We start from the raw sequence: 22,631 nt of genomic DNA, 5'->3' as shown, positions 1-22,631 counted from the left end.
GACATCGATGTTCAAGGTGCGCGTGATCCCCTGCCTCGACGTCAAGGACGGCCGGGTCGTCAAGGGCGTCAATTTCGTCGATCTGCGCGATGCCGGCGATCCCGTCGAAGCTGCGATCGCCTATGACGCGGCCGGCGCCGACGAGCTCACCTTCCTCGACATCACCGCCACCCATGAGAACCGCGGCATCATGCTGGACGTGGTCCGGCGCACGGCGGAGGCCTGCTTCATGCCTGTCACCGTCGGCGGCGGTGTCCGCAAGGTTGACGACATCAAGACGCTGCTGCGCGCCGGCGCCGACAAGGTCTCGATCAACAGCGCGGCGGTGTCGCGGCGCGAGTTCGTCAAGGAAGCTGCCGAAAAGTTCGGCGGGCAGTGCGTGGTGGTCGCGATCGACGCCAAGCGGGTCAAGCGCGCCGGCGGCGGCGAGCGCTGGGAGATCTTTACCCATGGCGGCCGCAACTCGACCGGCATCGATGCCATCGAATATGCCCAGGAAGTGGTCTCGCTCGGCGCCGGTGAAATCCTGCTCACGTCGATGGACCGCGATGGCACCCGGCAGGGCTTTGACATCCCGCTGACCCGGGCGATCGCCGACAGCGTTCCCGTTCCCGTGATCGCGTCCGGCGGCGTCGGCAATCTCGATCACCTCGTCGACGGTATCCGCGACGGGCATGCCACCGCGGTACTGGCCGCCTCGATCTTCCACTTCGGGGAGTTCACCATCCGCGAAGCCAAGGAACACATGTCCCGGCGCGGGTTGCCCATGCGCCTGGATGCCTGACGACTCCCCTTCATAAAAATGCTACACAGGCTGGCAGGGATTGGCCTCTGGCCGGATGTGTTTCTGAGTATTCAGTATGCCCCGTTTCACGATCCACGATCTGGCCGCAACCATCGATGCCCGCGCGGCTGCCGGGGGCGAGGCCTCCTATACCCGCAAGCTCCTGGACAAGGGCGCCGAACATTGCGCCAAGAAGTTCGGTGAGGAAGCCGTCGAAACCGTCATCGCAGCAGTCGAAAACGATCGCGCGCATCTGATCGCCGAAGGCGCCGACCTGCTCTACCATTTCCTTGTTCTTCTGAAGGCCCGCGGCGTAAAGCTGGAAGAGGTGGAAGCCGCGCTGGACAAGCGGACCAATATGTCAGGGTTGGAAGAGAAGGCATCCCGCAAGGGCGGCAATTAGCTGAGGTCGAAAGGCGGCGTCATGGATATCCGCGCACCCGAACAGCAGTATAATCCGTACCGCGTCTATACGCGCGAGCAGTGGTCGCGACTGCGCGACGACACGCCGATGACGCTGGAGCCGGGCGAGTTCGACCGGCTGCGCTCGCTGCACGATCGCCTCGACTTGCAGGAGGTCGAGGACATCTATCTTCCGCTGTCGCGCCTGCTGTCGATCTATGTCGATGCGATGCAGCGTCTGTATTACGCAGAGCGCCAGTTTCTCAACATCCGCGATCGCAAGATGCCCTACGTCATCGGCGTTGCGGGATCTGTCGCGGTCGGAAAGTCCACCACCGCGCGCGTGCTTCAGGCATTGCTGGCGCGCTGGTCGCCGCGGCCGAAGGTCGAGCTGATCACCACCGACGGCTTCCTGTATCCCAACGCCGTGCTCGACCGGCAGGGCATCATGCAGAAGAAGGGCTTTCCCGAGAGCTATGATCTGCCGCTGCTGCTCAGCTTCCTCTCCGACATCAAGGCCGGCCGCCGCCACGTGCGTGCGCCGGTCTATTCGCATCTGACCTACGACATCGTGCCGAACCAGTGGGCCGAAATCGACCAGCCCGACATTCTGATCGTCGAGGGCGTCAACGTGCTGCAAACGGGCAAGCTGCCGCGTGACGGCAAGGCGGTGCCTGTCGTCTCCGACTTCTTCGATTTCTCGGTCTATATCGACGCCGACGAAGCGGCGCTGCGGCGGTGGTACATCAGGCGTTTCCTGTCGCTGCGCGACACCGCCTTCACCAATCCGAAATCCTACTTCAACCGGTATGCGCTGCTGTCGGACGAGGAAGCCACCGCAACCGCGATCGCGATCTGGGAACGTACCAACCTCGCCAATCTCGAGGACAACATCCTGCCGACTCGCCCCCGCGCGACGCTGATCCTGAAGAAGGGCGCGGACCACACGGTGGCGAGCGTGGCGCTCAGGCGGCTGTGACTGTCTGTAGGGTGGGTTAGCCTTGCAGATGCGCGAAGCGTATCTGCAAGGCGTAACCCACCTCTTCTGTTTCCGCGGAGATTGACAGTGGTGGGTTACGCCTTCGGCTAACCCACCCTACGATACCAGGGCTTGGGGCACGCCTGTCTCCACATCGTCATTGCGAGCGCAGCGAAGCAATCCAGAATCCCTCTAGGGAGGCAGTCTGGATTGCTTCGTCGCAAGTGCTCCTCGCAATGACGGGGAGCGAGCGGGGGCCTACACCGCCAGATGCCGCGACGTCGCCAGCCCGGCCAGCGCCTCTTCCAATTTCTCTCGGTCGAGCGGCTTGATCAGGAAACCATTCATGCCGGCCTCGAAGCAGGCGTAGCGATCCTCCACCAGCGTGTTGGCGGTCAGCGCCAGGATCGGCGTGTGGTGGCCGCCGGTGGCGGCCTCGTGCGCGCGGATGCGCTTGGTCGTCTCGATGCCGTCGAGACGCGGCATCTGGATGTCCATCAGGACCAGATCGTAGGGCGTGCCGGCCGACGAGGCCGCGAGCCAGGATTCCAGCGCCGCCTCGCCATGGACGGCGATGACGACGCGATGGCCAAGCTTGCTCAGCAGCGAGCGCATCAACAGCGCGTTGATCTCGTTGTCCTCGGCGACGAGGATCGAAAGGCCTTTTCCCGATGCGGCGCCGGTGGTGGAGTCGGCCAAGGGCTCCGGCGCCAGATCGGGCGAGGCGACTTCCGGCGTGAGTGCGAGGCGCGCGGCGAGCGAGGCTGCGCGCAGTGGCTTAACCAGGAAGCCTGTGAAGGCCGCAGAGAGTTTTTCATGGCGCGAGCTCGACGTCAGCAGCACCAGCCGCTGTTGCGCATGCGCCCGGGCGACGTCACCCAGATGGTCGGTGGCGCCGATCGCGCGATCGATCAGGACCGCATGCCATGAGCGCTCCGGCAGCAGCGCTTCCGCGACTGACGCGTCCGAAACCAGGCAGGTCTGTCCGCCCCAGCGCTCCAGCCGCCGCGCGATCAGCGAGGCCTCGATGCCGTCGGCGACGAGGAGGATCGATTTGCCGGCGAGGTCGGGGCTTGGGAACGCGGTCTGCCCTGCGCTGGCCTGCGATGCCGCAAGCGGAATCGCGACCTCGAAGGTTGCGCCCTTGCCCGGCTCGCTCGTGAGTGTGATCCGGCCGCCCATGCGTTTGACGATGCGTTCGCTGATCGCAAGGCCAAGCCCGGTGCCGCCATAGGTGCGCGCGACGCGCTCGTCGGCCTGCTCGAATTCGCGGAAGATGCGCTGCTGCGCCTCCGGCGCAATGCCGATGCCGGTGTCGCGCACCAGGAAACTGATCTCGTTCGGCCATATCCCGGGTTCGACGATCAGGGCAACGCCGCCGTTCGCGGTGAACTTGATGGCATTGCCGGCGAGATTAAGCAGCACCTGGCGCAGCCGTGCGGCATCGCCGACCACTTCGAGCGGCAAGCGCTCGTCGACGTAAGCGGCAATCTCGAGCGTCTTCGCTTGCGCGCGGGGCGCCAGCAGCTCGGTGATCTCCTCGATCAGGGTGGAGAGCGCGAACGGACGCTGCTCGAGATCGAGCTTGCCGGCCTCGATCTTGGAATAGTCGAGCAGTTCCTCGATCAGTGCCATCAAGGCTTCGCCTGATGTTTTCACTGCGCGGGCGTAGGTGGTCTGCTCCGGTGTCAGATGGGTGTCGAGCAAAAGCCCGCCCATGCCGATGATGCCGTTGAGCGGCGTGCGGATCTCGTGCGAGGCCATCGCGAGGAAGCGCGATTTGGCGCGGTTGGCGGCGTCCGCCTGGTCGCGCGCCTCCGACAGCGCCCGTTCGGTCTCGGTGCGGTCGGTGACGTCGCGGCCGACGCTCTGCAATTCGGCGGGCTGGCCGGCGTCGAGGCGCACATAGCCTTCGCGCCACGCGATCCAGCGCGCGCCGAGCAGTGTGGTGATCCTCTGGTCGTGAATCCGCGTGCCGTTGCTTTCGCGGGCGCTGTCGCCCTGCTCGAGGACATCAAAGTCGAAACGCGTGCCGACCAGCGCGTTGCGCGCCTGTCCGGCGAGCGCGCAATAGGCCTCGTTGGCAAAGGTGATGCGGCCCTGATGGTCGCGCAGCGCGATGAGATCACCCTGTGACTCAAAAAGACTGCGGGCGCGTTCTTCGGCTTCCTTCAGCTCCCAATTGCGGTCGATCAGCGCCTCGTTATGGGCGGCCAGCGCACGCATCCGCTTGTTGACGAAGCGCAGCCGCATGCTGAGCGTGGCCAAGCCGAGGCAGGCGAGGGCGAACAAAAAGCTCGCGCCGACCGCAAAAGTATTGGGATCGTAACCGGAATTCTCGGAGCGGCTGCCGGTGACGAATCCATAGGCGCCGCCGAACGTCGCCGAGAAGATCATGAAGGAGCGGATCGCAAAGGCGATCCTGGGATACTGCCGCCTGAAGCGGCGCATGCGCACCTTGATCCGGAACGTCCGACCCATCGTCACCGACCCCGACTCTTGTCCGAAACCCCGCCACCGCCGGGTGCGACGATGTCTCGCCGACCTTGCGAACAGCTTGAGGCTTTGGTTCGGCCTCCAAACAGGGTTAACGAGGTGTTAATGGCTCAAGCATGATCCGGAAAAGTGCGCAGCGGTTTTCCGGAGAGATCATGCTCAAACGTCAAAGCGAGGCGGCCTGGAGCGGGAGCGGGCGTTGGCCGCCATGGGCTCCGACGATCAGCGCCGCCGCCTCGCGCTGCGAGAAGGTCTTCGAGCGCACATAGATGCGGTAATCGGCCGGACCGTCAGTGGAGAGATAAATCACCGGGCCGCCGTCGACCGGCTGCGCGGCAATGGTGATGAGACGGTTCGCCGGATGGGCCTCGCAGGATTCCGTCTCGGAACCGGAGCCATCGTCCACGACGGCGAAGTCTGCTTCGTCGGCATCGTCGGTGATCCGCACCCGCACCGTGGCTCGCGACAAATCGTCGGTGAAGGCGACATGGATGCCGGCGGTCCAGAACAGCGAGGTCAGCTCGACCGAGGTATCGCCAACGGCGATGCAGGGATGCGAGACCGATCCGATCTCGGCGCGGGCGAACACCGCGGCTGCCAGCAGGGGAATGGCCGAGGCCAGGATCTTGAAACGCAACATGACACTCTACTCGCCAGGCCCTGTGTGGAACTCGCACGGAACTTTGGGCCTTATGGTTTGCAGAGCGTAAAGGAAACTCGTTACCGCCGGGTTGATGCGCGGAATGATCAGGCCATCTGGCGCACATCCTCCGCGAGTGCGCGGTAGGACAGCGCTTCGGCGAGATGCAGCCGGCCGATCTTGTCGGCGCCGTCGAGGTCGGCGAGCGTGCGCGCCACCCGCAACACGCGATGATAGCCGCGCGCCGACAGCCGCATGGTCTCGGCCGCGTCGCGCAGCAGCTTCTGCCCCTGCGCATCGGGCTTTGCGATGTCCTCCAGCACCGAGGCGGGCGCCTCGGCATTGGTGCGGACATGTGGCAGGCCGGCATCCGCATAGCGGGCGAGCTGGATGTCGCGCGCCGCCGCCACGCGTGCTGCGACTTCGGCAGAGCCCTCCGCCGGCGGCGGCAGGATCAGATCGGCCGCGGTCACCGCGGGAACCTCGATGCGCAGATCGATGCGGTCCATCAACGGGCCGGAGATGCGCGCCTGATAGTCGCCGGTGCAGCGATCGATACGGCCGCGCTTGCAGGCATAGCCCGGCTCGAACGCGTTGCCGCAGCGGCACGGGTTCATCGCGGCGACCAGCATGAAGCGCGCGGGATAAGTCACACGATGATTGGCGCGCGACACCGCGACCTCGCCGTTTTCCAAGGGCTGGCGCAGCGAATCCAAAACGCGCGGATCGAACTCCGGCAGCTCGTCGAGGAACAGCACGCCCTGATGCGCGAGCGAGATCTCGCCGGGCTTTGCGCGGATGCCACCGCCGGTGAGGGCGGCCATGCTCGCGGAATGATGCGGAGAGCGGAACGGCCGCTGCGCGGTCAGCGCGCCGCCCTTGATCTCGCCCGCGACGGACGCGATCATCGAGACCTCGAGTAATTCGCCCGGCGACAACGGCGGCAGGATCGAGGGCAGCCGCGCCGCCAGCATCGATTTGCCGGCGCCGGGCGCGCCGATCATCAAGAGATGATGTCCGCCCGCGGCCGCGATCTCCAGCGCGCGCTTGGCGCTCTCCTGGCCCTTGATGTCGCGCAAATCGAGCGTGGAGGCGGCGGCCTCATGCACCTTCGGCGAGGGCCGCGACAGCACCTGCGTGCCCTTGAAGTGATTTGCGATCTGGATCAGCGAATGTGCGGCGATGATCTGGATGTCGGGGCTCGCCCATGCCGCTTCGGAGCCGCAAGAGGCCGGGCAGATCAATCCTTCCTCGCGCAGACTGGCGCCGAACGCAGCGGGCAAAACGCCTGCGACAGGCGCGATCGAACCGTCGAGGCCGAGTTCGCCGAGCACGGTATAGCCTGTGAGCGCATCCGGTGGGATCGCGCCGATCGCCGCCATCAGTCCGAGCGCAATCGGCAGGTCGTAATGGCTGCCTTCCTTCGGCAGATCGGCGGGCGCGAGATTGACGATGATCCGCCGCGCCGGCAGCGCCAGGCCCGAGGCAATCAGCGCCGAGCGCACCCGTTCGCGCGCCTCGGACACCGCCTTGTCCGGCAGGCCGACGATGGCAAAGGCCGGCAAGCCCGGCGCGACCTGCACCTGCACGTCGACCGCGCGGGCCTCGATCCCCTCAAAGGCGACGGTAGAAACCCGCTGAACCATGCTCGAACCAGGCTGCCCTCTTGTGCAATTAGGGGTAGCAGAGCACGGCTCATTTCGCAAGAACAATACAGGAACACTGTTGGCGACCCGGAAATCCCTAACCAGCCGTAAACGTGGCCCAGACACTAAGCCTCGAATGCGAACGGCTCTGCACAGCACATCCCAACGAATATCCGCTACTCCAAGGCAACGGGATGGGCCGTGACGTAACGGGTGAACAATTCAAATGCTTGCAGCAAATCGCCGGAGAAGCGAACGACGGGTGTGCACCCGGCTTGCCAAGATTCACTTTGGCGCCGGATCGCTGCCGCGGGACTGCACGATCACGGATATCTCGGATGGCGGCGTGAAAGTCGTGGCGGAGTTTCTGGAAGTGCCGCCGCAATTCACCATCATCTTCGCGCCCGATTATTCCCGCCAGTGCCGTCTGCGCTGGCGCATCGGCTGCGAATTCGGTGCCGAATTCACCGATTGAGCCGGACGGGCCGGGTCCCTTAACCGGACTTTAGCGTTAATCGGTAAGCATCTCTGATCAGTCGCCGAGTGATCAGAGTATGTCCAAGCGTTCGTCCCTTGCCTTCCCCCCGGCGAGATATCTGGTCTCTGCGCTTCTGATGTTGGCGCTGGGCGGCTGCCAGACCACAGGTCTGGAGGACATCACCGGGGCGCTCGGCGGCAAGTCGGAAACCGCCGGCAAGGCCGATTCCAAGCCGGACATGGACGCCCTTCGCGAGCGCTATCGCGCCAAGCCCGGTGATCCCAACATCGCCCTCGAATACGGCATGGCGCTGCGCGAGACCGGCCAGCGCGCCCAGGCCGTCGCGGTGATGGAGCAGGCGGTGCTCAATCATCCCAACAACAAGGCGCTGCTCGCCGGTTACGGCCGCGCGCTCGCCGACAGTGGCAGTTTCCAGCGGGCGTTCGACGTGCTCGGCCGCGCGCATACGCCTGAAGATCCCGACTGGCGGATCCTGTCGGCGCAAGGCGCGGCGCTCGACCAGCTCGGCCGCAACGAAGAGGCGCAGCAATATTATGCGGCCGCGCTGAAGATCGTGCCCGAGGAGCCGACGGTGCTGTCCAATCTCGGCCTGTCGTATATGCTGCAAAACAATCTGTCGAAGGCCGAACAGGTGCTGGGCCGCGCTTATCAGCGCAATCAGAACGATGCGCGGGTCCGTGCCAATCTCGCGCTCGTGCTGGGATTGCAGGGCCGCCAGAACGAGGCTGAAAACCTTGTGAAGGCAGATTTGCCGCCAGACCAGGCCGCGGCCAAGATCGCGGCGCTGCGCCAGGTGCTGGCTAAGAAACAGCAAAGGGCGGACAAATAGTCCGCCCTCTTTCCGGCCTTCGCGATTCCTGCCTTTAAGACGCCTTGCGATGCGGGGCCGACCCGCGGCCTGCCCTGCCCTTCAACTTCTTGAGCAGCGGTCCGAGCAGCGAGCGCTTCGGCTTCTTCACATCGCCGCGCCCGGCGAGACGGTTCGCCATGTTCTGGAACAGCTCCGTGGTGCGGTGGCTCTTGGACACCTCCGCGATCATCTGGCCGTTATTGGCTGCGGTCGAGAACAGCTTCGAGTCGAACGGGATCACCGCGATCGGCTGGCTTTCCATCGTCTTGGCGAACGACTTGACGTCGATCTCCGCCCGCTTGTGCATGCCGACCTGGTTGATGCAGTAGAGCGGCGGCCGGTCGTTCGGCCGTGCCGCCTTCAGCACGCTGAGCATGTTCTTGGTGTTACGCAGGTTCGCGAGATCCGGCTCGGCCACGATGACGATGTCGTCGGAGTTGACCAGCGCGCGGCGCGTCCAGCCCGACCATTGATGGGGAACGTCGAGCACGATGCAGGGTGTGGTCATGCGCAGCGTGTCGAAGATGGCGTCAAAGGCTTCGGCGCCGAAATCGTAGACGCGGTCGAGCGTCGCGGGCGCGGCAAGGAGGCTGAGACGTTCGGTGCATTTGGACAGCAGGCGCTCCATCAGCGCCGTGTCGGGACGGTCCTGCGACAGCACCGCATTGGCGATGCCCTGCGCCGGGTCCTGGTTGTAGTCGAGGCCGGCGGTGCCGAAGGCGAGGTCGAGATCGATCACGACGGAATCGAGCGCGAGGTCGCGCGCGATGGTCCAGGCCACGTTGTGCGCGACCGTGGACGCACCGACGCCGCCCTTGGCGCCGACCACCGCGATGACGCGGCCGGTGATGATGGTTTCGGAGGCCGAGAACAGGCTGCAGATCGAGCGGACGACGTCGAGGGTTTCGACCGGTCCGACCACGTAGTCGTTGACGCCGCGGCGCACCAGCTCGCGATAGGGCGCGGTGTCGTTGGGATTGCCGATCACGACCACGCGGGTGCCGGGATCGCAGACGCCGGCGAGATCGTCGAGGCCTTCGAGGATGTCGCGTGTGCCGTCCGATTCGATCACGATGACGTTCGGCGTCGGCATCGTCTCATAGACTTCGATCGCCGCGGCCAGGCCGCCGTCCTTGGCGGTGAGATGCGCCTTGGCGAGACGGCGATCCTCGCCGGCCGCGGTCATCGCCTTGAGCGTCTGCTCGGTCTCGCAAAAGGCCTGCACCGAGATGCGCGGAACCGGCGCAATGTGTTCCTCGGGGTGCCGCGGATCGTCCGCTTCGTCGTCGTGAAGACTTGTCATTTGCCGGTGTCGCTGAGTTTGGCCTTTTCGGCCTCGGGATAGGTGGTCGTGGTCGTCGAGCCCTTGCGGTAGCGGTCGAAGGCGATGTCGCGCCGCGCGGTGTAGGCGGGCGTCTCGGCCCGTGGCTGCTCGAGGTCGGCGGGGTTGTCGATCATGGCCGCGAGGTTGCGCTGGCTGGCGCAGCCCAGGTTGAAGTAAGGCCGGTTCTCGTTGTAGCCGGGGTCGAGGATGTTCGGACCGACGTCTTCCGGCCACAGCCCGCAGGGGCCGGCGACCGCGGCGATCCTCGAATAGCTGAGGCGGATCGTCGGCAGCAGGCCGGGATCCTCGGGGCGATAGGGATGCTGGACGATGGCGCGCGACGGCACGCCGCCGGACGCGAGCACCGAACGAATGTCCTGGTAGGTCGCCGCCGCGGCGCGCGAATTCGCGGTGTCGGCCGGCACGTCGACCACGACAGAGCCGGTGCCTTCGCGAACCCAGTCCCGGGCGATGCCCGCGACGTCGGCGCGCTGCGGCGCCGAAAGTCCGCCCCTGGCCTTGCCGACAAAGATCACGATCGACTTCTTGGCTTCCTGCACCGCGATCGGGTGACGCTGGCGATAGTCGGTCGGCACCGTCTGGGTGACGATCTCACCGGTGGTGTTGCAGGCGCCGAGCAGGACGGAGAGCCCCGTCAGTGCCAGCGCGATATGCAGCTTGCGACGTCGATCGGCTGATGGTGTCGTCATCGCCTGGTCCCCTCTTCCCGTGTCTTGTCCGGTCCCCAAACCGTCCGTCTCAGTCGATGATGAAGCCGAAATCGCCGCCGATGCCGTCGATCGGATCGACGCGGCGGGCGACGCCGTAGAGGCGGTTCATGCGGCCGAGCAGCGCCGACTGCGCGTCCGAGGCCGGCGCGAAGCCGTCGTCCGGGCGCGACAATTCCTTCTGGGCGACCGCGCGCACCACATAGGGCGTCACGATCACCATCAGCTCGGTCTCGTTGTTGACGAAGTCCTGGCTGCGGAACAGCGCGCCGATGATCGGCACCTGGTCGATGCCGGGCAGGCCGTTGACCGCCTGCTTGGTCTTCTGCTGGATCAGGCCGGCCATCGCCATCGAGCCGCCGGAGGGAATTTCCAGCGTGGTCTCGGCGCGGCGGGTCTGGATCGAGGGGATCGTGACCGAGTTGCTCGAGGTCGAGGACACCGCCTGCGTCAGCGTGATCGCGTTGGTGTTCGACAGCTCCGAGACTTCGGTCATCACGCGCAGGCTGATGCGGCCTTCGCTGAGCACGACCGGGGTGAAGTTCAGGGAGATGCCGAACTTCTTGTAGGTGATCTGGGTGGTACAGACGTGGGTGACCGGATCGCAGGAATAGCCTGCGGGAATCGGGAATTCGCCGCCAGCGATGAAGGTGGCGGATTCGCCCGAGATCGCGGTCAGGCTCGGTTCGGCGAGGGTGCGCATGACGCCGGCGCTCTCCATCGCGCGCATCGTGGCGCTGACGGTGGCGACGCCCTTGGCGAGGCCGGCCACGCCGAGACCATTGCTGCCGACGATCGGCCCGCCGCTCACCGAGAACGGGTTGGAGTTGTTGAAATTCACCACCGCGGTGCCGGCATTCAGGCTGGCACTGAGGTCGACGCCGAGCTGCTTGACAATGTCGCGGCGGACTTCGCCGACGACGACCTTGAGCATCACCTGGTCGCGACCGCGCACGACGATGTTGTTGACGACCTTATCGGCGCTGCCAACCAGCTTTGCGGCGACGTCGCCGGCCTGCTGGGCCTCGACCGGGCTCGACACCGAGCCGGTCAGCATCACGCTGTCGCCGACGCCTTCGATCTGAACGCCCGGCAGCGTCGAGCGCAACGCCGTTCGCATGCCGTTGAGATCGCGCTTCACCGCGATGTCGTAGGCCGCGACCTGCTGGCCGTCGGCGGTGAAGAACACGACATTGGTCTGGCCGACCTGGCCGCCGATGATATAGGCGCGCTGCGACGAACGGATCACCGCATTGGCGATCTTGGGATCGGCCACCAGCACGTCCTTGACCTCGCGCGGCAGGTCGATGACGACCGACTTGCCGACGCCGAGCGACAGCGAGCGTGTCCGCGCCGGGGCGACGGTTGCAACCGGCGACACCTCGAGATCCGGCGCCTGCATCGGCGCCTGGTCGCCGACCGGCGCATCCGCGGCGCTGACGAGATCGGGAGCTGCAACCAGCCCCAGCATCAACACGGCCCCTGCCCAGAACGAGTATGCGCGCTTCCCCCGAATGCGCACGCTCGTACGATTGTCCCCGTCCTTCATGGTATCCCCATCATCACTTCTGTGACGTCAGTTGCTGTGCCTGCACGCCGTAGCGGATCACGTTCACGCCGCCGGAACGCTTGGCTGTCTGGTCGTCGAGCTTGAGGTCGACCGCGTTGGCATCGACGATGCTCCGCAGCGCGAGTGTCAGCGTGCCGCCCTGGCGCGCGGCCGAAAGCGTGGCGACCTGCTCGGGCTTGAGCTCGAGCGTGACGGTCTTGCCGACGACGGCGTTCTGGCCGTCCTTTTCCTTCGGCGCCTGGTCGATCGCGAGCACGCGGATATTGGTCAGGATGACGTCGGACAGGATGAGGTCGTTGCCGCCGGTTGGGCCGTTGGCGCCGTCGGGATTCTTGAGGCGGCGGGTCAGCACGATGTCGACGCGGTCGTTCGGCAGGATGAAGCCGCCGGCGGCGGTCTCGGCTGAAATTTCGGTGGAGACGGCCCGCATGCCGGAGGGCAAGATCGCGGCCATGAAGCCGGAGCCCTCGGCCTTCACCAGCTTCTGCTCGCGGATCGGCTCGCCCTGCATCAACGGCACGCGCGCGATCGAGCCGGCGATCTGGGTCTGCGCGTCGGGCCTGCTGTCGCGGCGAATGAAGGCGCTGCTCGCAGTGGCCGATGGCCAGGTCTGCCATTGCAGATCGTCCGGCTTGACGGCCTGGCCGAGCTGGATGTCGTTCTTCGCGACCAGAACTTCGACCGTCGGCAGCTTTTCTGCGACGGGAAGAGCGGGCGCGGGCCTGTTGTCGTAACCGCTCGCCAGATACGCGGCGACGCCGCCGGCGCCCAGCGCGATGACGAGAACGACAATGCGTGCGGTGTTCATACGCTTCTACTCTTACGCGGGGCACTCGAACCGCATTTGGCGGGTTCCCCTGCGTCGATGAGTAGGGAGTAAAAGTATAAGGGGTGTTGCGAGGCCGAGTGTGATGGCCAGTGACGGCCCGCGTTCTCGGCAGATGGTGAATGCCGCGTTATCCGGTCGGCCAATGGCCCCGTAGAATCACGCGCGGCGGCTCGTGCGTTCGAACGAGACGCGCGGCGTCATGGTGAATGGGTGGTTATTGATGCGGCGCGGTGAGGACATGAGACGGCAGCAACGCGCCACAACAAAACTGTCGTCCCTGCGAACGCAGGGACCCATAGCCCCAGGAAGCAGTTTGGCGAAGATTCGAAGTCCGGTACACGCACCTTATCCCAACCGATAGATCCCGCGGTATGGGTCCCCGCTTTCGCGGGGACGACGGCGGAGAAAATTCGCGGCAGCGTTTCCGCCGATGCCCGTGCTCTACTTCTTCCGCTTCTGCTCGATGACGTCCCAGACCTTTGCCGCAACGTCAGGCCCGCCGAGCTTTGCAATCGCGCGGATGCCGGTGGGCGAGGTCACGTTGATCTCGGTGAGGTTGCCGTTGATGACGTCGATGCCGACGAACAGCAGGCCGCGCTCGCGCAGTGCCGGGCCGACGGTGGCGCAGATCTCGCGCTCGCGCGGGCTGAGCTCGGTTTCCTGCGCCGCGCCGCCGCGCACCATGTTGGAGCGGAGATCGTCCGCGGCCGGTACGCGGTTGACCGCGCCGGCGAACTCACCGTTGACGAGGATGATGCGCTTGTCGCCGTGCTTCACCTCGGGGATGAACTGCTGGATCACCCAGGCCTCTTTGAACGTCACCGAGAACATGTCGTACAGCGAGCCGAAATTCATGTCCTGCGGCAGCACGCGGAACACCGCCGCGCCGCCATGGCCGTGCAGCGGCTTCATCACGACGGCGCCATGCTTGTCGCGAAACGCGTTGATCTCGTCGAGGTCGCGCGAGATCAGCGTCGGCGGCATCAACTGCGGAAAATTCATCACGAACAGCTTTTCCGGCGCGTTGCGCACCGAGGCAGGGTCGTTGACGACCAGCGTCTTCGGATGAATGCGCTCGAGCAGATGCGTCGAGGTGATGTAGGCGAGATCGAACGGCGGATCCTGGCGCAGCAGCACGACGTCAAAACCGTTCAGCGCCTCGCGCCTGGGCTCGCCGAGCGTGAAGTGGTTGCCGGGTTCGTCGCGCACCGTCAGGAGCTGGACGGGCGCGACGATCTCCTCGCCGACCATCGAGAGCTTGTCGGGCGTGTAATAAGACAGGCCGTGGCCGCGCTTCTGCGCCTCCAGAAGCAGCGCGAAGGTGGAATCGCCCTTGATGTTGATGCGGGCGATGGGGTCCATCTGGACGGCGACGTTCAGTTTCATGGTCTGCCTTTCAGGTCGAGGCGTCGAATGCCGCCAACACATGGCGCGGAAGTGAGCGCGGCGCAATCAGCATGGCGTCGAATCGCAGGTCGAATTCGGCATGCTCGGGATGCGCTACGAGCCAGCCTTGTGCGGCGTCGATGATGCGCTGCTGCTGGCGTGGGGTGACGGCGAAGGCGGCATCATCCAGCGTCGCGCGCGCCTTGACCTCGACGAAGGCGATCAGGTTGCGGCGGCGTGCCACGATGTCGATCTCGCCATGCGGCGTGCGAAAGCGCTTGGCGAGGATGCGGTAGCCCTTGGCCATGAGATAGGCGGCGGCGCGGCTCTCGGCCGAGATGCCGGTGCGGAACGCGGCGACGCGTTCGGGCGAGGCGACTTTGGGTTCCTTGGCGCCCTCAGTCTTCGCCATCGCCGCTCCTGAGATTCTTGGCGAGCTCGAGAGCGCGGGCGTAGACCTCGCGGCGCGGCCGGCCCGAAAGCGCGACCGCGTGCGCCACCGCATCCTTGACGCTGTGCAAGGCAAGCTGCTCGCGCAGCAGACCGTCCAGCGCATCCGATGTCAGCATTTCAGCGTCGGCCGCTGGCGGAGCGATCACCAGCACGAATTCGCCGCGCGTCTCGAGCGTCGCAGCGTCGCGCGCCAGCTCATGCAGTGTCGCACGCGAAATCTCTTCGTGCAGTTTTGTCAATTCGCGGCAGATCGCGGCCTCGCGCGTGCCCATGATCTCGGCGAGCTCGGCGAGCGTGTCCTGCACGCGGTTGCCGGAGTCGAACATCACCAATGTCGCGTCGATGCGGGCGAGCTCGGTCAGGCGCGACTTTCGCGCAGCCGACTTGGCCGGCAAAAAGCCCTCGAAGAAGAAGCGATCGGTCGGAAGTGCGGCGACGGACAGTGCCGCCAGCACCGAGGACGGGCCCGGCAGTGCATAGACCGCATGCCCCGCAGCGCAGACCTCGCGCACAAGCTTGAAGCCGGGGTCGGAGATCAGCGGCGTGCCGGCGTCCGACACCAGCGCGATCGAGCCGCCTGCGGCAAGCGCCTCCAGGATCTTTGGCCGCGCCGCCTCCGCGTTGTGCTCGTGATATTGCTTGAGCTGCGCCGAGATATCGTAGCGCTCGGTGAGCCGCCGCGTGATGCGGGTGTCCTCGCAGGCAATGACATCGACGCCGGCGAGCGTCTGAAGCGCCCGCAAGGTGATGTCGCCGAGATTGCCGATGGGGGTCGCGACCAGATGCAGGCCCGGCGCCGCCTTCGGGGCCGGGAGCCGATGGGCGTCGATGGAGAAGCCGCGCGGGGCGGCGTCTGTGCCTTCAGGCGTATTTATCGGGGTCGGCTTTGCGCGCATAATGAATCGAACTTAGGCATGATGTCAGGGGCTGGGAACCGGTCCCCGGAAAAAGATCGTGCCTGGGTCAGGGGTGAGGAAGATTGGAAAGTGATCCATGCGGCATCACATTCCCAAGGGAATGAAGCGTCAGCGCCATATTCGCGGCGGAAACGCCGCCTTGATGGTTTGTGACGGACGGTGGACAGCTAGCCAGGACTCGAGGAACGACCGCGTTAAGCGGGCATTATCCTTTTGTTTTAGTTAACTATTTGCCGACAATATGCCTGAATCCGCGGGTTCTGTCGCGGAAAGATTGTTGTGACCGGCCGGCTCCCGGCTGGTCAGAAGAGAAGCTGCCATGGGCCCGCGTGATCCAAAGTCTCCCGTTCAGGGGCCCCCAATATCAGGGGCGACCCGGCGGAGCGCGCTCGGCCTGTTGCTCGGCGCGCCGCTGCTGTCGGCCTGCGCCGGCGTGCAGCAGAGCCTCAGCCAGTTCTCCAACCCGTTCAGCAGCTCTTCACCGCCCCCGGCCCAGCCGGCCGGCCCGCCGCAGCAGGCCACGACTGCCGGCACCGGTGGCGTCAAGGTCGCGGTGATCCTGCCGCTCTCGGCTTCGGGCAATGCCGGCCTTGCCGCGCAGTCGATGCGCAACGCCGCCGAGATGGCGCTGGCCGAGTTCCAGAATCCCAACGTCCAGCTCCTGATCAAGGATGACAACGGCAGCCCGCAAGGCGCGCAGCAAGGTGCCCAGCAGGCGATCGATGAAGGCGCCGAGATCATCCTGGGACCGCTGTTCGCGCAGTCCGTGCCGGCGGTGGCACAGGTCGCGCGCACGCGCGGCATCTCGGTGATCGCGTTCTCAACCGATTCCAGCATCGCCGGCCGCGGCGTCTATCTGCTGTCTTTCCTTCCCGAGTCCGACGTCAACCGCATCGTCGAATATTCCGCCAGCATCGGAAAGCGCTCCGTCGCGGTACTCGTACCTGACAATGCCTACGGCAACGTGGTCGAAGCCTCCGTGAAGGCGGCGGTGCCGCGGCGCGGCGGCCGCATCGTCGCGTTCGAGAAATACGGCGCCGATCGCGCCACGCCGGCGCGCACGGTGGCGCAGCAGCTCGGCAGCGCCGATGCGCTGTTCATCGCCGATGACGGCGACGCTGTTGTCAGCGTTGCGGATGCGATGACGGCGGCGGGCGCGAATTTGCGCAACATCCAGCTGCTCGGCACCGGCCTGTGGGACAGTCCGCGCGTCTATGCCAGCCCAAATCTGCAAGGCGGCCTTTACGCCGCGCCCGATCCGGCCGGTTTTCGCGCGTTCTCCGGCCGCTACCGCACCAAATACGGCGCCGAGCCGATCCGTACCGCGACACTCGCCTATGACGCCGTGGCCCTCGTCGCCGCACTCGCGCGCACGCAGGGCCCCACGCGCTTCTCGCCGGACGTGCTCACCAATCCGTCGGGCTTTGCCGGCATCGACGGCCTGTTCCGCTTCCGCGCCGATGGCACGAACGAGCGCGGGCTTGCGGTGATGAAGGTGACGACGGGTGGTGGCGTTGCGGTCGCGGGCTCGCCGAAGAGTTTTGGGGCTTAGCTCCGGACGACTGTGCCGTAGGGTGGGCAAAGCGAAGCGTGCCCACGATCTCTCAGCTATCACATGGAATGCGTGGGCACGGCGCCAGTGCGCCTTTGCCCACCCTACGGCACTGCGCTACGCCGCGAGATCCGCAACCACCGCATCGAGCACCGGGAATCCGCTGCTGGTCACGCGCAGGCGGCCCGTCGAATCCACCGTGATCGCGCCTTCCTCACGCAGCAGCGTGATGCGCTTGGGATCGAGCGAGCGGCCGGAGAGCGCTCTGTAGCGCTCGGGATCGATGCCCTCTGCCAAGCGCAGCCCCATCAGCAAAAACTCGTCGGCGCGTTCTTCGCTGTTGAGGAGATCGTCGGTGACGTTGCCGTGGCCGTTGGTCTCGACCCGCATCAGCCAGGCTTCGGGACGCTTCTCGGTGGCGGTGGCATGGCGCACGCCGTCGATATCGAGGCGGCCATGGGCGCCGGGGCCGATGCCGGCATATTCCTCGCCGCGCCAATAGACCAGATTGTGCCGGCACTCGGCGCCGCGTCGCGCGTGATTGGAAATTTCGTAAGCGGGCAGGCCGAGCTTGTCGCAGGTTTCCTGCGTGACGTCGTAGAGCGCGCGCGACATCGCCTCGTCCGGGGTCTTCAATTTGCCGGCCTGGTGCAGGCCGAAGAACGGCGTGCCTTCCTCGATCGTCAATTGATAGAGCGACAGATGCTCGGCGGCTTCGTCGATCGCGAGCTTGAGTTCATCGGCCCACATCGCCGGCGTCTGGTCGGGGCGAGCATAGATCAGGTCGAACGAATAGCGGTCGAACGAGCGGCGCGCGATGGCGACCGCGTCGAGGGCTTCGCGCGCGCTGTGCATGCGGCCGAGCGCCTTCAGCGAGGCATCGTCGAGTGCCTGCACGCCGAGCGACACACGATTGACGCCGGCTGAGCGATAGCCGGCAAAGCGCGTGGCTTCGACGCTGGTCGGATTTGCTTCGAGCGTGACTTCGACATCGCCCGCGACCGTCCAATGCTTGCCGATCGCATCGAGCACCGCGCCGACGGTTGCGGGCTGCATCAGCGACGGCGTGCCGCCACCGAGGAAGATAGAGGTGACTTTGCGGCCGGGCGAGCGCTGCGCGGTGGTTTCGATCTCGCGCGCGAAGGCCGAGGCAAATCGCGCCTCGTCGATTGCGGCGTGGCGGACATGGCTGTTGAAGTCGCAATACGGGCACTTCGACAGGCAGAACGGCCAGTGCACGTAAACGCCGAACGCTTCGGATTCTTGTTTTGACGCGTTTTCCTGGCGCGAACCGGTACCCACTTCGCTCGAAAACGCTCTATCGCGGCTCAAGGCAGATCTCCGCCAGTTTCACGAAGGCGCGGGCGCGGTGCGACAGGCCGAGGCCGAGCGGCGGCAGGCCGTGCTTCTCGATGCTGGTCATCTCGCCGAAGGTGCGGTTGTGGCCGTCGGGCAAAAACATCGGATCGTAGCCGAAGCCGGCCGTGCCGCGCGGCGGCCAAACCAATGTGCCATCGACGCGCGCCTCGACCTCTTCGAGATGATCGTCGGGCCAGGCGACGCAGAGCGCGGACACGAAATGCGCCTTGCGCTTGTCCGGCGTCTTGGCGCCGCGCTCCTGCAACAGGCGCTCGATCTGCGCCATCGCCGCGGCAAAATCTTTGGACGGTCCCGCCCAGCGTGCGCTGTAGATGCCGGGTGCGCCGTCGAGTGCGTCGACCACGATGCCGGAATCGTCGGCGAAAGCGGGAAGCTTCGTTGCCTGCGCCGCCGCGATCGCCTTGATCGCGGCGTTGCTGCGGAAATCGTTGCCGGTCTCGTCGGGCTCGGGCAGGCCGAGCTCACCGGCCGACACCGCCTCGATGCCGTAAGGCGCGAGCAGTTCCTTCATCTCGGCGAGCTTGCCGGGATTATGGGTCGCGATGACGAGCTTTCCGGTGATTCGGCGGTGCATGGGCCTATTGACTACGCGACGGCCAGTTTCTGCAAGTCTACCAGACGCGCGATGCCCTTCTGGGCCAGCGCCATCAGCGCCAGCAGCTCGTCCTGCGTGAACGGCTCGCGTTCCGCGGTGCCCTGCACCTCGATGATGCGGCCATCGCCCGTCATGACGAAATTGGCGTCGGTCTGGGCTTCCGAATCCTCGGCATAGTCGAGATCGAGCACCGGCGTGCCGTTGTAGATGCCGCAGGAAATCGCGGCGACGTTGTCGCGCATCACATTGGCCTTGACCATGTTGCGCGCCTTCATCCAGTTGAGGCAGTCGGCGAGCGCGACCCAGGCGCCGGTGATCGACGCCGTGCGCGTGCCGCCATCGGCCTGAAGCACGTCGCAATCGACCGTGATCTGGCGCTCACCGAGCGCTTCGAGATTGACGATGGTGCGAAGCGAGCGGCCGATCAGGCGCTGGATCTCGACGGTGCGGCCGCTTTGCTTGCCGGCGGAGGCCTCGCGGCGGGTCCGTTCCGAGGTCGCGCGCGGCAGCATGCCGTATTCGGCAGTGACCCAGCCGCGACCCTGGCCCTTGAGCCACGGCGGCAGGCGTTCTTCCAGCGTGGCGGTGACCAGCACATGGGTGTCGCCGAATTTCACGAGGCAGGAGCCTTCCGCATATTTGACCACGCCACGCTCGAGCGTCACGGGGCGCAATTCGTCGGGCGCACGGCGGCTTGGCCGCATGGGAAATCCTCCAAAACTCTCGGAAAAGGGCTGTTCGCGGTGCTTGTAGGGGGGGTGAGTGGGGAGAACAAGGCTTTTTCACCCGCGGTTTTCCACCCCGCAAACGCCACGCTTGTCAGAACCCTCCGGGATAGACAAATTATGAGCGTCTGAGAGGAGTTACCGTCTGTGGCCCATCACGATCCGATCCATCTGATCGCGCCGCGCGCAGGCCTCGCTCAGCTCAACGAGCGTTCCCGTGACATCTTTCGTCAAATTGTCGAAAGCTATCTCGCGACCGGCGAGCCGGTGGGCTCGCGCAATATCTCGCGCCTGATCGCGATGCCGCTGTCGCCAGCCTCGGTCCGCAACGTCATGGCCGATCTGGAACAGCTCGGCCTGATCTACGCCCCGCACACCTCCGCGGGTCGTCTGCCGACGGAACTCGGCCTGCGGTTCTTCGTGGATGCCCTGATGCAGGTCGGCGACCTCAACGAGGCCGAGCGGCAGTCGATCCAGAGCCAGTTGACGTCGGTGGGCCACGCGCAATCGGTCGAGGCGGCGCTGTCCGAAGCGCTGACGCGGCTGTCCGGCCTTACCCGCGCCGCCGCCGTGGTGCTGACGCCAAAATCCAACTCACGGCTGAAACATATCGAATTCGTCCGGCTGGAACCCGAAAAGGCGCTGGTGATCCTGGTCGGTGAGGATGGCCAGGTCGAAAACCGCGTGCTGACGCTGCCACCCGGAGTTCCCTCCTCCGCGATCACCGAGGCCGGCAACTTCCTCAATGCGCGGATTCGCGGCCGAACGCTGGCCGAGGCCCGGCTCGAGCTTGAAACGGCACTGGGCGAGGCGCGGGCCGAGCTCGACCAGCTGACCCAGAAGGTGATCGCAGCCGGCATTGCCAGCTGGTCCGGCGGCGAAAACGAAAATCGTCAACTGATCGTGCGCGGCCACGCCAATCTGCTGGAGGATTTGCACGCATTGGAGGACCTGGAGCGTGTTCGCCTGTTGTTCGACGATCTCGAAACCAAGCGCGGCGTGGTCGATTTGCTCGGCCGGGCCGAAACCGCGGAAGGCGTGCGTATCTTCATCGGCAGCGAGAACAAACTGTTCTCCTTGTCCGGCTCCTCCACGATCATCTCGCCGTATCGGGATGCCGCCGGCCATATCGTCGGCGTTTTGGGCGTGATCGGGCCGACGCGGCTGAATTATGCCCGCGTGATCCCGACCGTGGACTACGCCGCGCGCATCGTCAGCCGCCTTCTGGGGGGCTGACCGGCGTTTCCGTCGATCACGGGCGCTTGATTTTCGGACGTTTAGGCACGATATCCGGGCCAACAATCCCAGATCACCTTAAGACCAGACGAGTTCGAGAAGAGAGTCGATGACCGATCGAGACCGGCAGCCCGAAGACACGTCCCCGCCGACCGGCGAGCCCGTGGTGTCAAAGCCCTACATCATGCCCGACGATCCCGAGCCGGGCTCGGTCGAGCTGTTGCAGAAGGAAGTCGCCGAGGCGCGCGACCGTACGCTGCGGACGCTGGCCGAGATGGAGAACCTTCGCAAGCGCACCGCCAAGGAAGTCGCCGACTCCAAGCTCTACGGCGTCACCGGCTTTGCCCGCGACGTGCTCGACATCGCCGACAATCTGCAGCGCGCGCTCGATGCCGTTCCGGCCGAGGCGCGTGCCGCGGCCGATTCCGGTCTGACCTCGCTGATCGAGGGCGTCGAGCTCACCGAGCGTTCGCTGCTCAGCGCGCTGGAAAAGCACGGCGTGAAGAAGCTCGATCCGCAGGGCCAGAAGTTCGATCCGAACTTCCATCAGGCGATGTACGAGGTGCCCGATGCGTCGGTGCCCGCCGGCACCGTCGTGCAGGTCATGCAGGCCGGTTACACCATCGGCGAGCGCGTGCTGCGCCCGGCCCTGGTCGGTGTCGCCAAGGGCGGCGCCAAGGCGGCGGCAGCCGCCAACAGCAACGAGTTGAATTGAGCTCTCACGCCTCATGGTGAGGAGGCGCAAAGCGCCGTCTCGAACCATGCAGGCCGAACTGTAGCAGCGGGGCCTCCATCCTTCGAGACGCGCGCGAAGACGCGCGCTCCTCAGGATGAGGGTTTGGTAGCTTTTCGCGTCGCTTACGCGCTCACCGCGATATCCGCAGACTGAATCCGCTTCACGCCGGCCTTGGCCATATCGGCCCAGGCCTTGGCCAGCGAGCCCTGCGTGTCGATGCCGCGGCAGGCGTCCTCCACGACATAGACTTCAAAGCCCGCCTTGCGCGCGTCGAGCGCGGTCCAGGCGACGCAGAAATCGGTCGCCAATCCCACGACGAAGACGCGCTTGATCTTGCGGCCCTTCAGGTAACCGGCGAGGCCCGTCGACGTCTTGCCGTCGGCTTCGAGGAAGGCCGAGTAGCTGTCGACGTCCTTGTGAAAGCCCTTGCGGATGATGAGCTCGGCATGCGGGATCGCGAGGTCCTTCGACAGCGCGGCGCCATCGGTGCCCTGCACGCAATGGTCGGGCCACAGCACCTGCTTGCCGTAAGCGAGATCGACGGTCTCGAACGGCTTCTTGCCGGAATGGGTCGACGCAAACGAGACGTGGCCGGCCGTGTGCCAGTCCTGCGTCATCACCACGTTCGCAAACGCCTTCGAGATCTTGTTGATGACGGGCACGACCTGCTCGCCTTCCTTCACCGCAAGGCTGCCGCCCGGCAGGAAGCAGTTCTGCACGTCGATCACCAGCAGCGCGGATGTATCGTCCGGCTTGATCGGTGCGGCTGCGAAGAGTGCGGATGGAGCAAGAGCTACGAGAGCGCTTGTCCCAAGCGCCGCGAGGATTTGTCGTCGATCAAGCATCGTTCGCCTCCCTCCAGGATGATCCAACGGAGGGAAGCCTAGTTCCGTTCGTATACGAA

22 protein-coding genes are annotated in these 22,631 nt (G+C 65.5%); 8 read left to right on the top strand and 14 right to left on the bottom strand.

The genetic code is table 11. The features are described from left to right. Window positions 1-7: 7 nt before the first annotated feature. From hisF to coaA, 3 genes are all read left to right on the top strand, one after another. Window positions 8-784, top strand: coding sequence for an imidazole glycerol phosphate synthase subunit HisF (hisF, locus tag AB7532_RS00925; protein WP_441232967.1), 777 nt, complete (start codon window positions 8-10; stop codon window positions 782-784). A gap of 76 nt (window positions 785-860) precedes the next feature. Continuing rightward, window positions 861-1,187, top strand: coding sequence for a phosphoribosyl-ATP diphosphatase (locus AB7532_RS00920; protein ID WP_441232966.1), 327 nt, complete (start codon window positions 861-863; stop codon window positions 1,185-1,187). Window positions 1,188-1,208: 21 nt separating this feature from the next. After that, complete coding sequence (gene coaA, locus AB7532_RS00915; protein ID WP_441232965.1) at window positions 1,209-2,165, top strand: type I pantothenate kinase; 957 nt, start codon at window positions 1,209-1,211, stop codon at window positions 2,163-2,165. A 258-nt stretch (window positions 2,166-2,423) separates the two neighbouring features. Here coaA and AB7532_RS00910 read toward each other — a convergent pair whose 3' ends face one another. The 3 genes from AB7532_RS00910 to AB7532_RS00900 all read right to left on the bottom strand — a co-directional run bounded on the left by AB7532_RS00910 (window position 2,424) and on the right by AB7532_RS00900 (window position 6,947). Next, the gene (locus tag AB7532_RS00910; protein ID WP_441239163.1) at window positions 2,424-4,646 is read right to left on the bottom strand and encodes an ATP-binding protein; all 2,223 of its coding nucleotides are present in this window, start codon (window positions 4,644-4,646) and stop codon (window positions 2,424-2,426) included. A 181-nt stretch (window positions 4,647-4,827) separates the two neighbouring features. Beyond that, window positions 4,828-5,301: a hypothetical protein gene (locus AB7532_RS00905; protein ID WP_441232964.1), complete on the bottom strand. Its 474-nt coding sequence runs from the start codon at window positions 5,299-5,301 to the stop codon at window positions 4,828-4,830. A gap of 107 nt (window positions 5,302-5,408) precedes the next feature. After that, the gene (locus tag AB7532_RS00900) at window positions 5,409-6,947 is read right to left on the bottom strand and encodes a YifB family Mg chelatase-like AAA ATPase (protein ID WP_441232963.1); all 1,539 of its coding nucleotides are present in this window, start codon (window positions 6,945-6,947) and stop codon (window positions 5,409-5,411) included. Between the two features lie 226 nt (window positions 6,948-7,173). Between AB7532_RS00900 and AB7532_RS00895 the strand changes: the two genes are divergently transcribed. Both AB7532_RS00895 and AB7532_RS00890 read left to right on the top strand, forming a co-directional pair. Continuing rightward, window positions 7,174-7,422 carry a PilZ domain-containing protein gene (locus AB7532_RS00895; RefSeq protein ID WP_441232962.1) on the top strand — a complete coding sequence of 83 codons (249 nt, stop codon included), beginning with the start codon at window positions 7,174-7,176 and terminating at the stop codon, window positions 7,420-7,422. A 79-nt stretch (window positions 7,423-7,501) separates the two neighbouring features. Continuing rightward, window positions 7,502-8,275 carry a tetratricopeptide repeat protein gene (locus AB7532_RS00890; RefSeq protein ID WP_441232961.1) on the top strand — a complete coding sequence of 258 codons (774 nt, stop codon included), beginning with the start codon at window positions 7,502-7,504 and terminating at the stop codon, window positions 8,273-8,275. Window positions 8,276-8,309: 34 nt separating this feature from the next. Here the strand turns inward: AB7532_RS00890 and AB7532_RS00885 are convergent, their stop codons facing one another. The 7 genes from AB7532_RS00885 to rsmI form a co-directional block, all read right to left on the bottom strand. Then, window positions 8,310-9,599, bottom strand: a complete 1,290-nt coding sequence (locus tag AB7532_RS00885; RefSeq protein ID WP_441232960.1) for an AAA family ATPase — start codon at window positions 9,597-9,599, stop codon at window positions 8,310-8,312. Beyond that, a complete protein-coding gene (locus tag AB7532_RS00880; protein WP_441232959.1) occupies window positions 9,596-10,330 on the bottom strand; it encodes a CpaD family pilus assembly protein in 735 nt (244 codons plus the stop codon). Before AB7532_RS00880 ends, AB7532_RS00885 begins: the two co-directional genes overlap by 4 nt. A gap of 49 nt (window positions 10,331-10,379) precedes the next feature. After that, window positions 10,380-11,897: a type II and III secretion system protein family protein gene (locus tag AB7532_RS00875; protein ID WP_441232958.1), complete on the bottom strand. Its 1,518-nt coding sequence runs from the start codon at window positions 11,895-11,897 to the stop codon at window positions 10,380-10,382. Between the two features lie 13 nt (window positions 11,898-11,910). Next, on the bottom strand, window positions 11,911-12,726 hold the full coding sequence (gene cpaB, locus AB7532_RS00870) for a Flp pilus assembly protein CpaB (protein ID WP_441232957.1): 816 nt from the start codon (window positions 12,724-12,726) through the stop codon (window positions 11,911-11,913). A gap of 462 nt (window positions 12,727-13,188) precedes the next feature. After that, entirely contained in the window at window positions 13,189-14,133 is a 945-nt protein-coding gene (gene gshB, locus AB7532_RS00865; protein WP_441232956.1) for a glutathione synthase, read from the bottom strand. A 10-nt stretch (window positions 14,134-14,143) separates the two neighbouring features. Further along, window positions 14,144-14,545, bottom strand: a complete 402-nt coding sequence (locus tag AB7532_RS00860) for a YraN family protein (RefSeq protein WP_441232955.1) — start codon at window positions 14,543-14,545, stop codon at window positions 14,144-14,146. Further along, window positions 14,532-15,482 carry a 16S rRNA (cytidine(1402)-2'-O)-methyltransferase gene (rsmI, locus tag AB7532_RS00855; protein WP_441232954.1) on the bottom strand — a complete coding sequence of 317 codons (951 nt, stop codon included), beginning with the start codon at window positions 15,480-15,482 and terminating at the stop codon, window positions 14,532-14,534. Before rsmI ends, AB7532_RS00860 begins: the two co-directional genes overlap by 14 nt. 340 nt (window positions 15,483-15,822) lie before the next feature. On the opposite strand from rsmI, the gene AB7532_RS00850 reads away from it, so the two are divergent. After that, window positions 15,823-17,055, top strand: coding sequence for a penicillin-binding protein activator (locus AB7532_RS00850; protein WP_441232953.1), 1,233 nt, complete (start codon window positions 15,823-15,825; stop codon window positions 17,053-17,055). Between the two features lie 117 nt (window positions 17,056-17,172). On the opposite strand, the gene hemW is transcribed toward AB7532_RS00850, so the two are convergent. The 3 genes from hemW to rph are packed head-to-tail and all read right to left on the bottom strand — an operon-like array spanning window position 17,173 to window position 19,734. Beyond that, window positions 17,173-18,357: a radical SAM family heme chaperone HemW gene (gene hemW / locus AB7532_RS00845; RefSeq protein WP_441239162.1), complete on the bottom strand. Its 1,185-nt coding sequence runs from the start codon at window positions 18,355-18,357 to the stop codon at window positions 17,173-17,175. A 16-nt stretch (window positions 18,358-18,373) separates the two neighbouring features. Next, on the bottom strand, window positions 18,374-19,009 hold the full coding sequence (gene rdgB, locus AB7532_RS00840) for an RdgB/HAM1 family non-canonical purine NTP pyrophosphatase (protein ID WP_441232952.1): 636 nt from the start codon (window positions 19,007-19,009) through the stop codon (window positions 18,374-18,376). A gap of 11 nt (window positions 19,010-19,020) precedes the next feature. Further along, complete coding sequence (gene rph / locus AB7532_RS00835) at window positions 19,021-19,734, bottom strand: ribonuclease PH (RefSeq protein WP_441232951.1); 714 nt, start codon at window positions 19,732-19,734, stop codon at window positions 19,021-19,023. Between the two features lie 168 nt (window positions 19,735-19,902). On the opposite strand from rph, the gene hrcA reads away from it, so the two are divergent. Together hrcA and grpE are read left to right on the top strand one after the other, a co-directional pair. Continuing rightward, complete coding sequence (gene hrcA, locus AB7532_RS00830; RefSeq protein ID WP_441232950.1) at window positions 19,903-20,991, top strand: heat-inducible transcriptional repressor HrcA; 1,089 nt, start codon at window positions 19,903-19,905, stop codon at window positions 20,989-20,991. Window positions 20,992-21,100: 109 nt separating this feature from the next. Next, a complete protein-coding gene (grpE, locus tag AB7532_RS00825) occupies window positions 21,101-21,706 on the top strand; it encodes a nucleotide exchange factor GrpE (protein ID WP_441232949.1) in 606 nt (201 codons plus the stop codon). Between the two features lie 143 nt (window positions 21,707-21,849). Here the strand turns inward: grpE and pncA are convergent, their stop codons facing one another. Beyond that, window positions 21,850-22,572, bottom strand: coding sequence for a bifunctional nicotinamidase/pyrazinamidase (gene pncA / locus AB7532_RS00820; RefSeq protein WP_441232948.1), 723 nt, complete (start codon window positions 22,570-22,572; stop codon window positions 21,850-21,852). Window positions 22,573-22,631 lie beyond the last annotated feature (59 nt).

Origin of the sequence: Bradyrhizobium sp. 930_D9_N1_4 (assembly GCF_052076015.1) — a bacterium.
In the GTDB taxonomy this organism is placed as follows: domain Bacteria; phylum Pseudomonadota; class Alphaproteobacteria; order Rhizobiales; family Xanthobacteraceae; genus Bradyrhizobium.
Note: the sequence above shows the minus strand (reverse complement) of the source record. Positions and strands in the feature narration are given on the sequence as shown.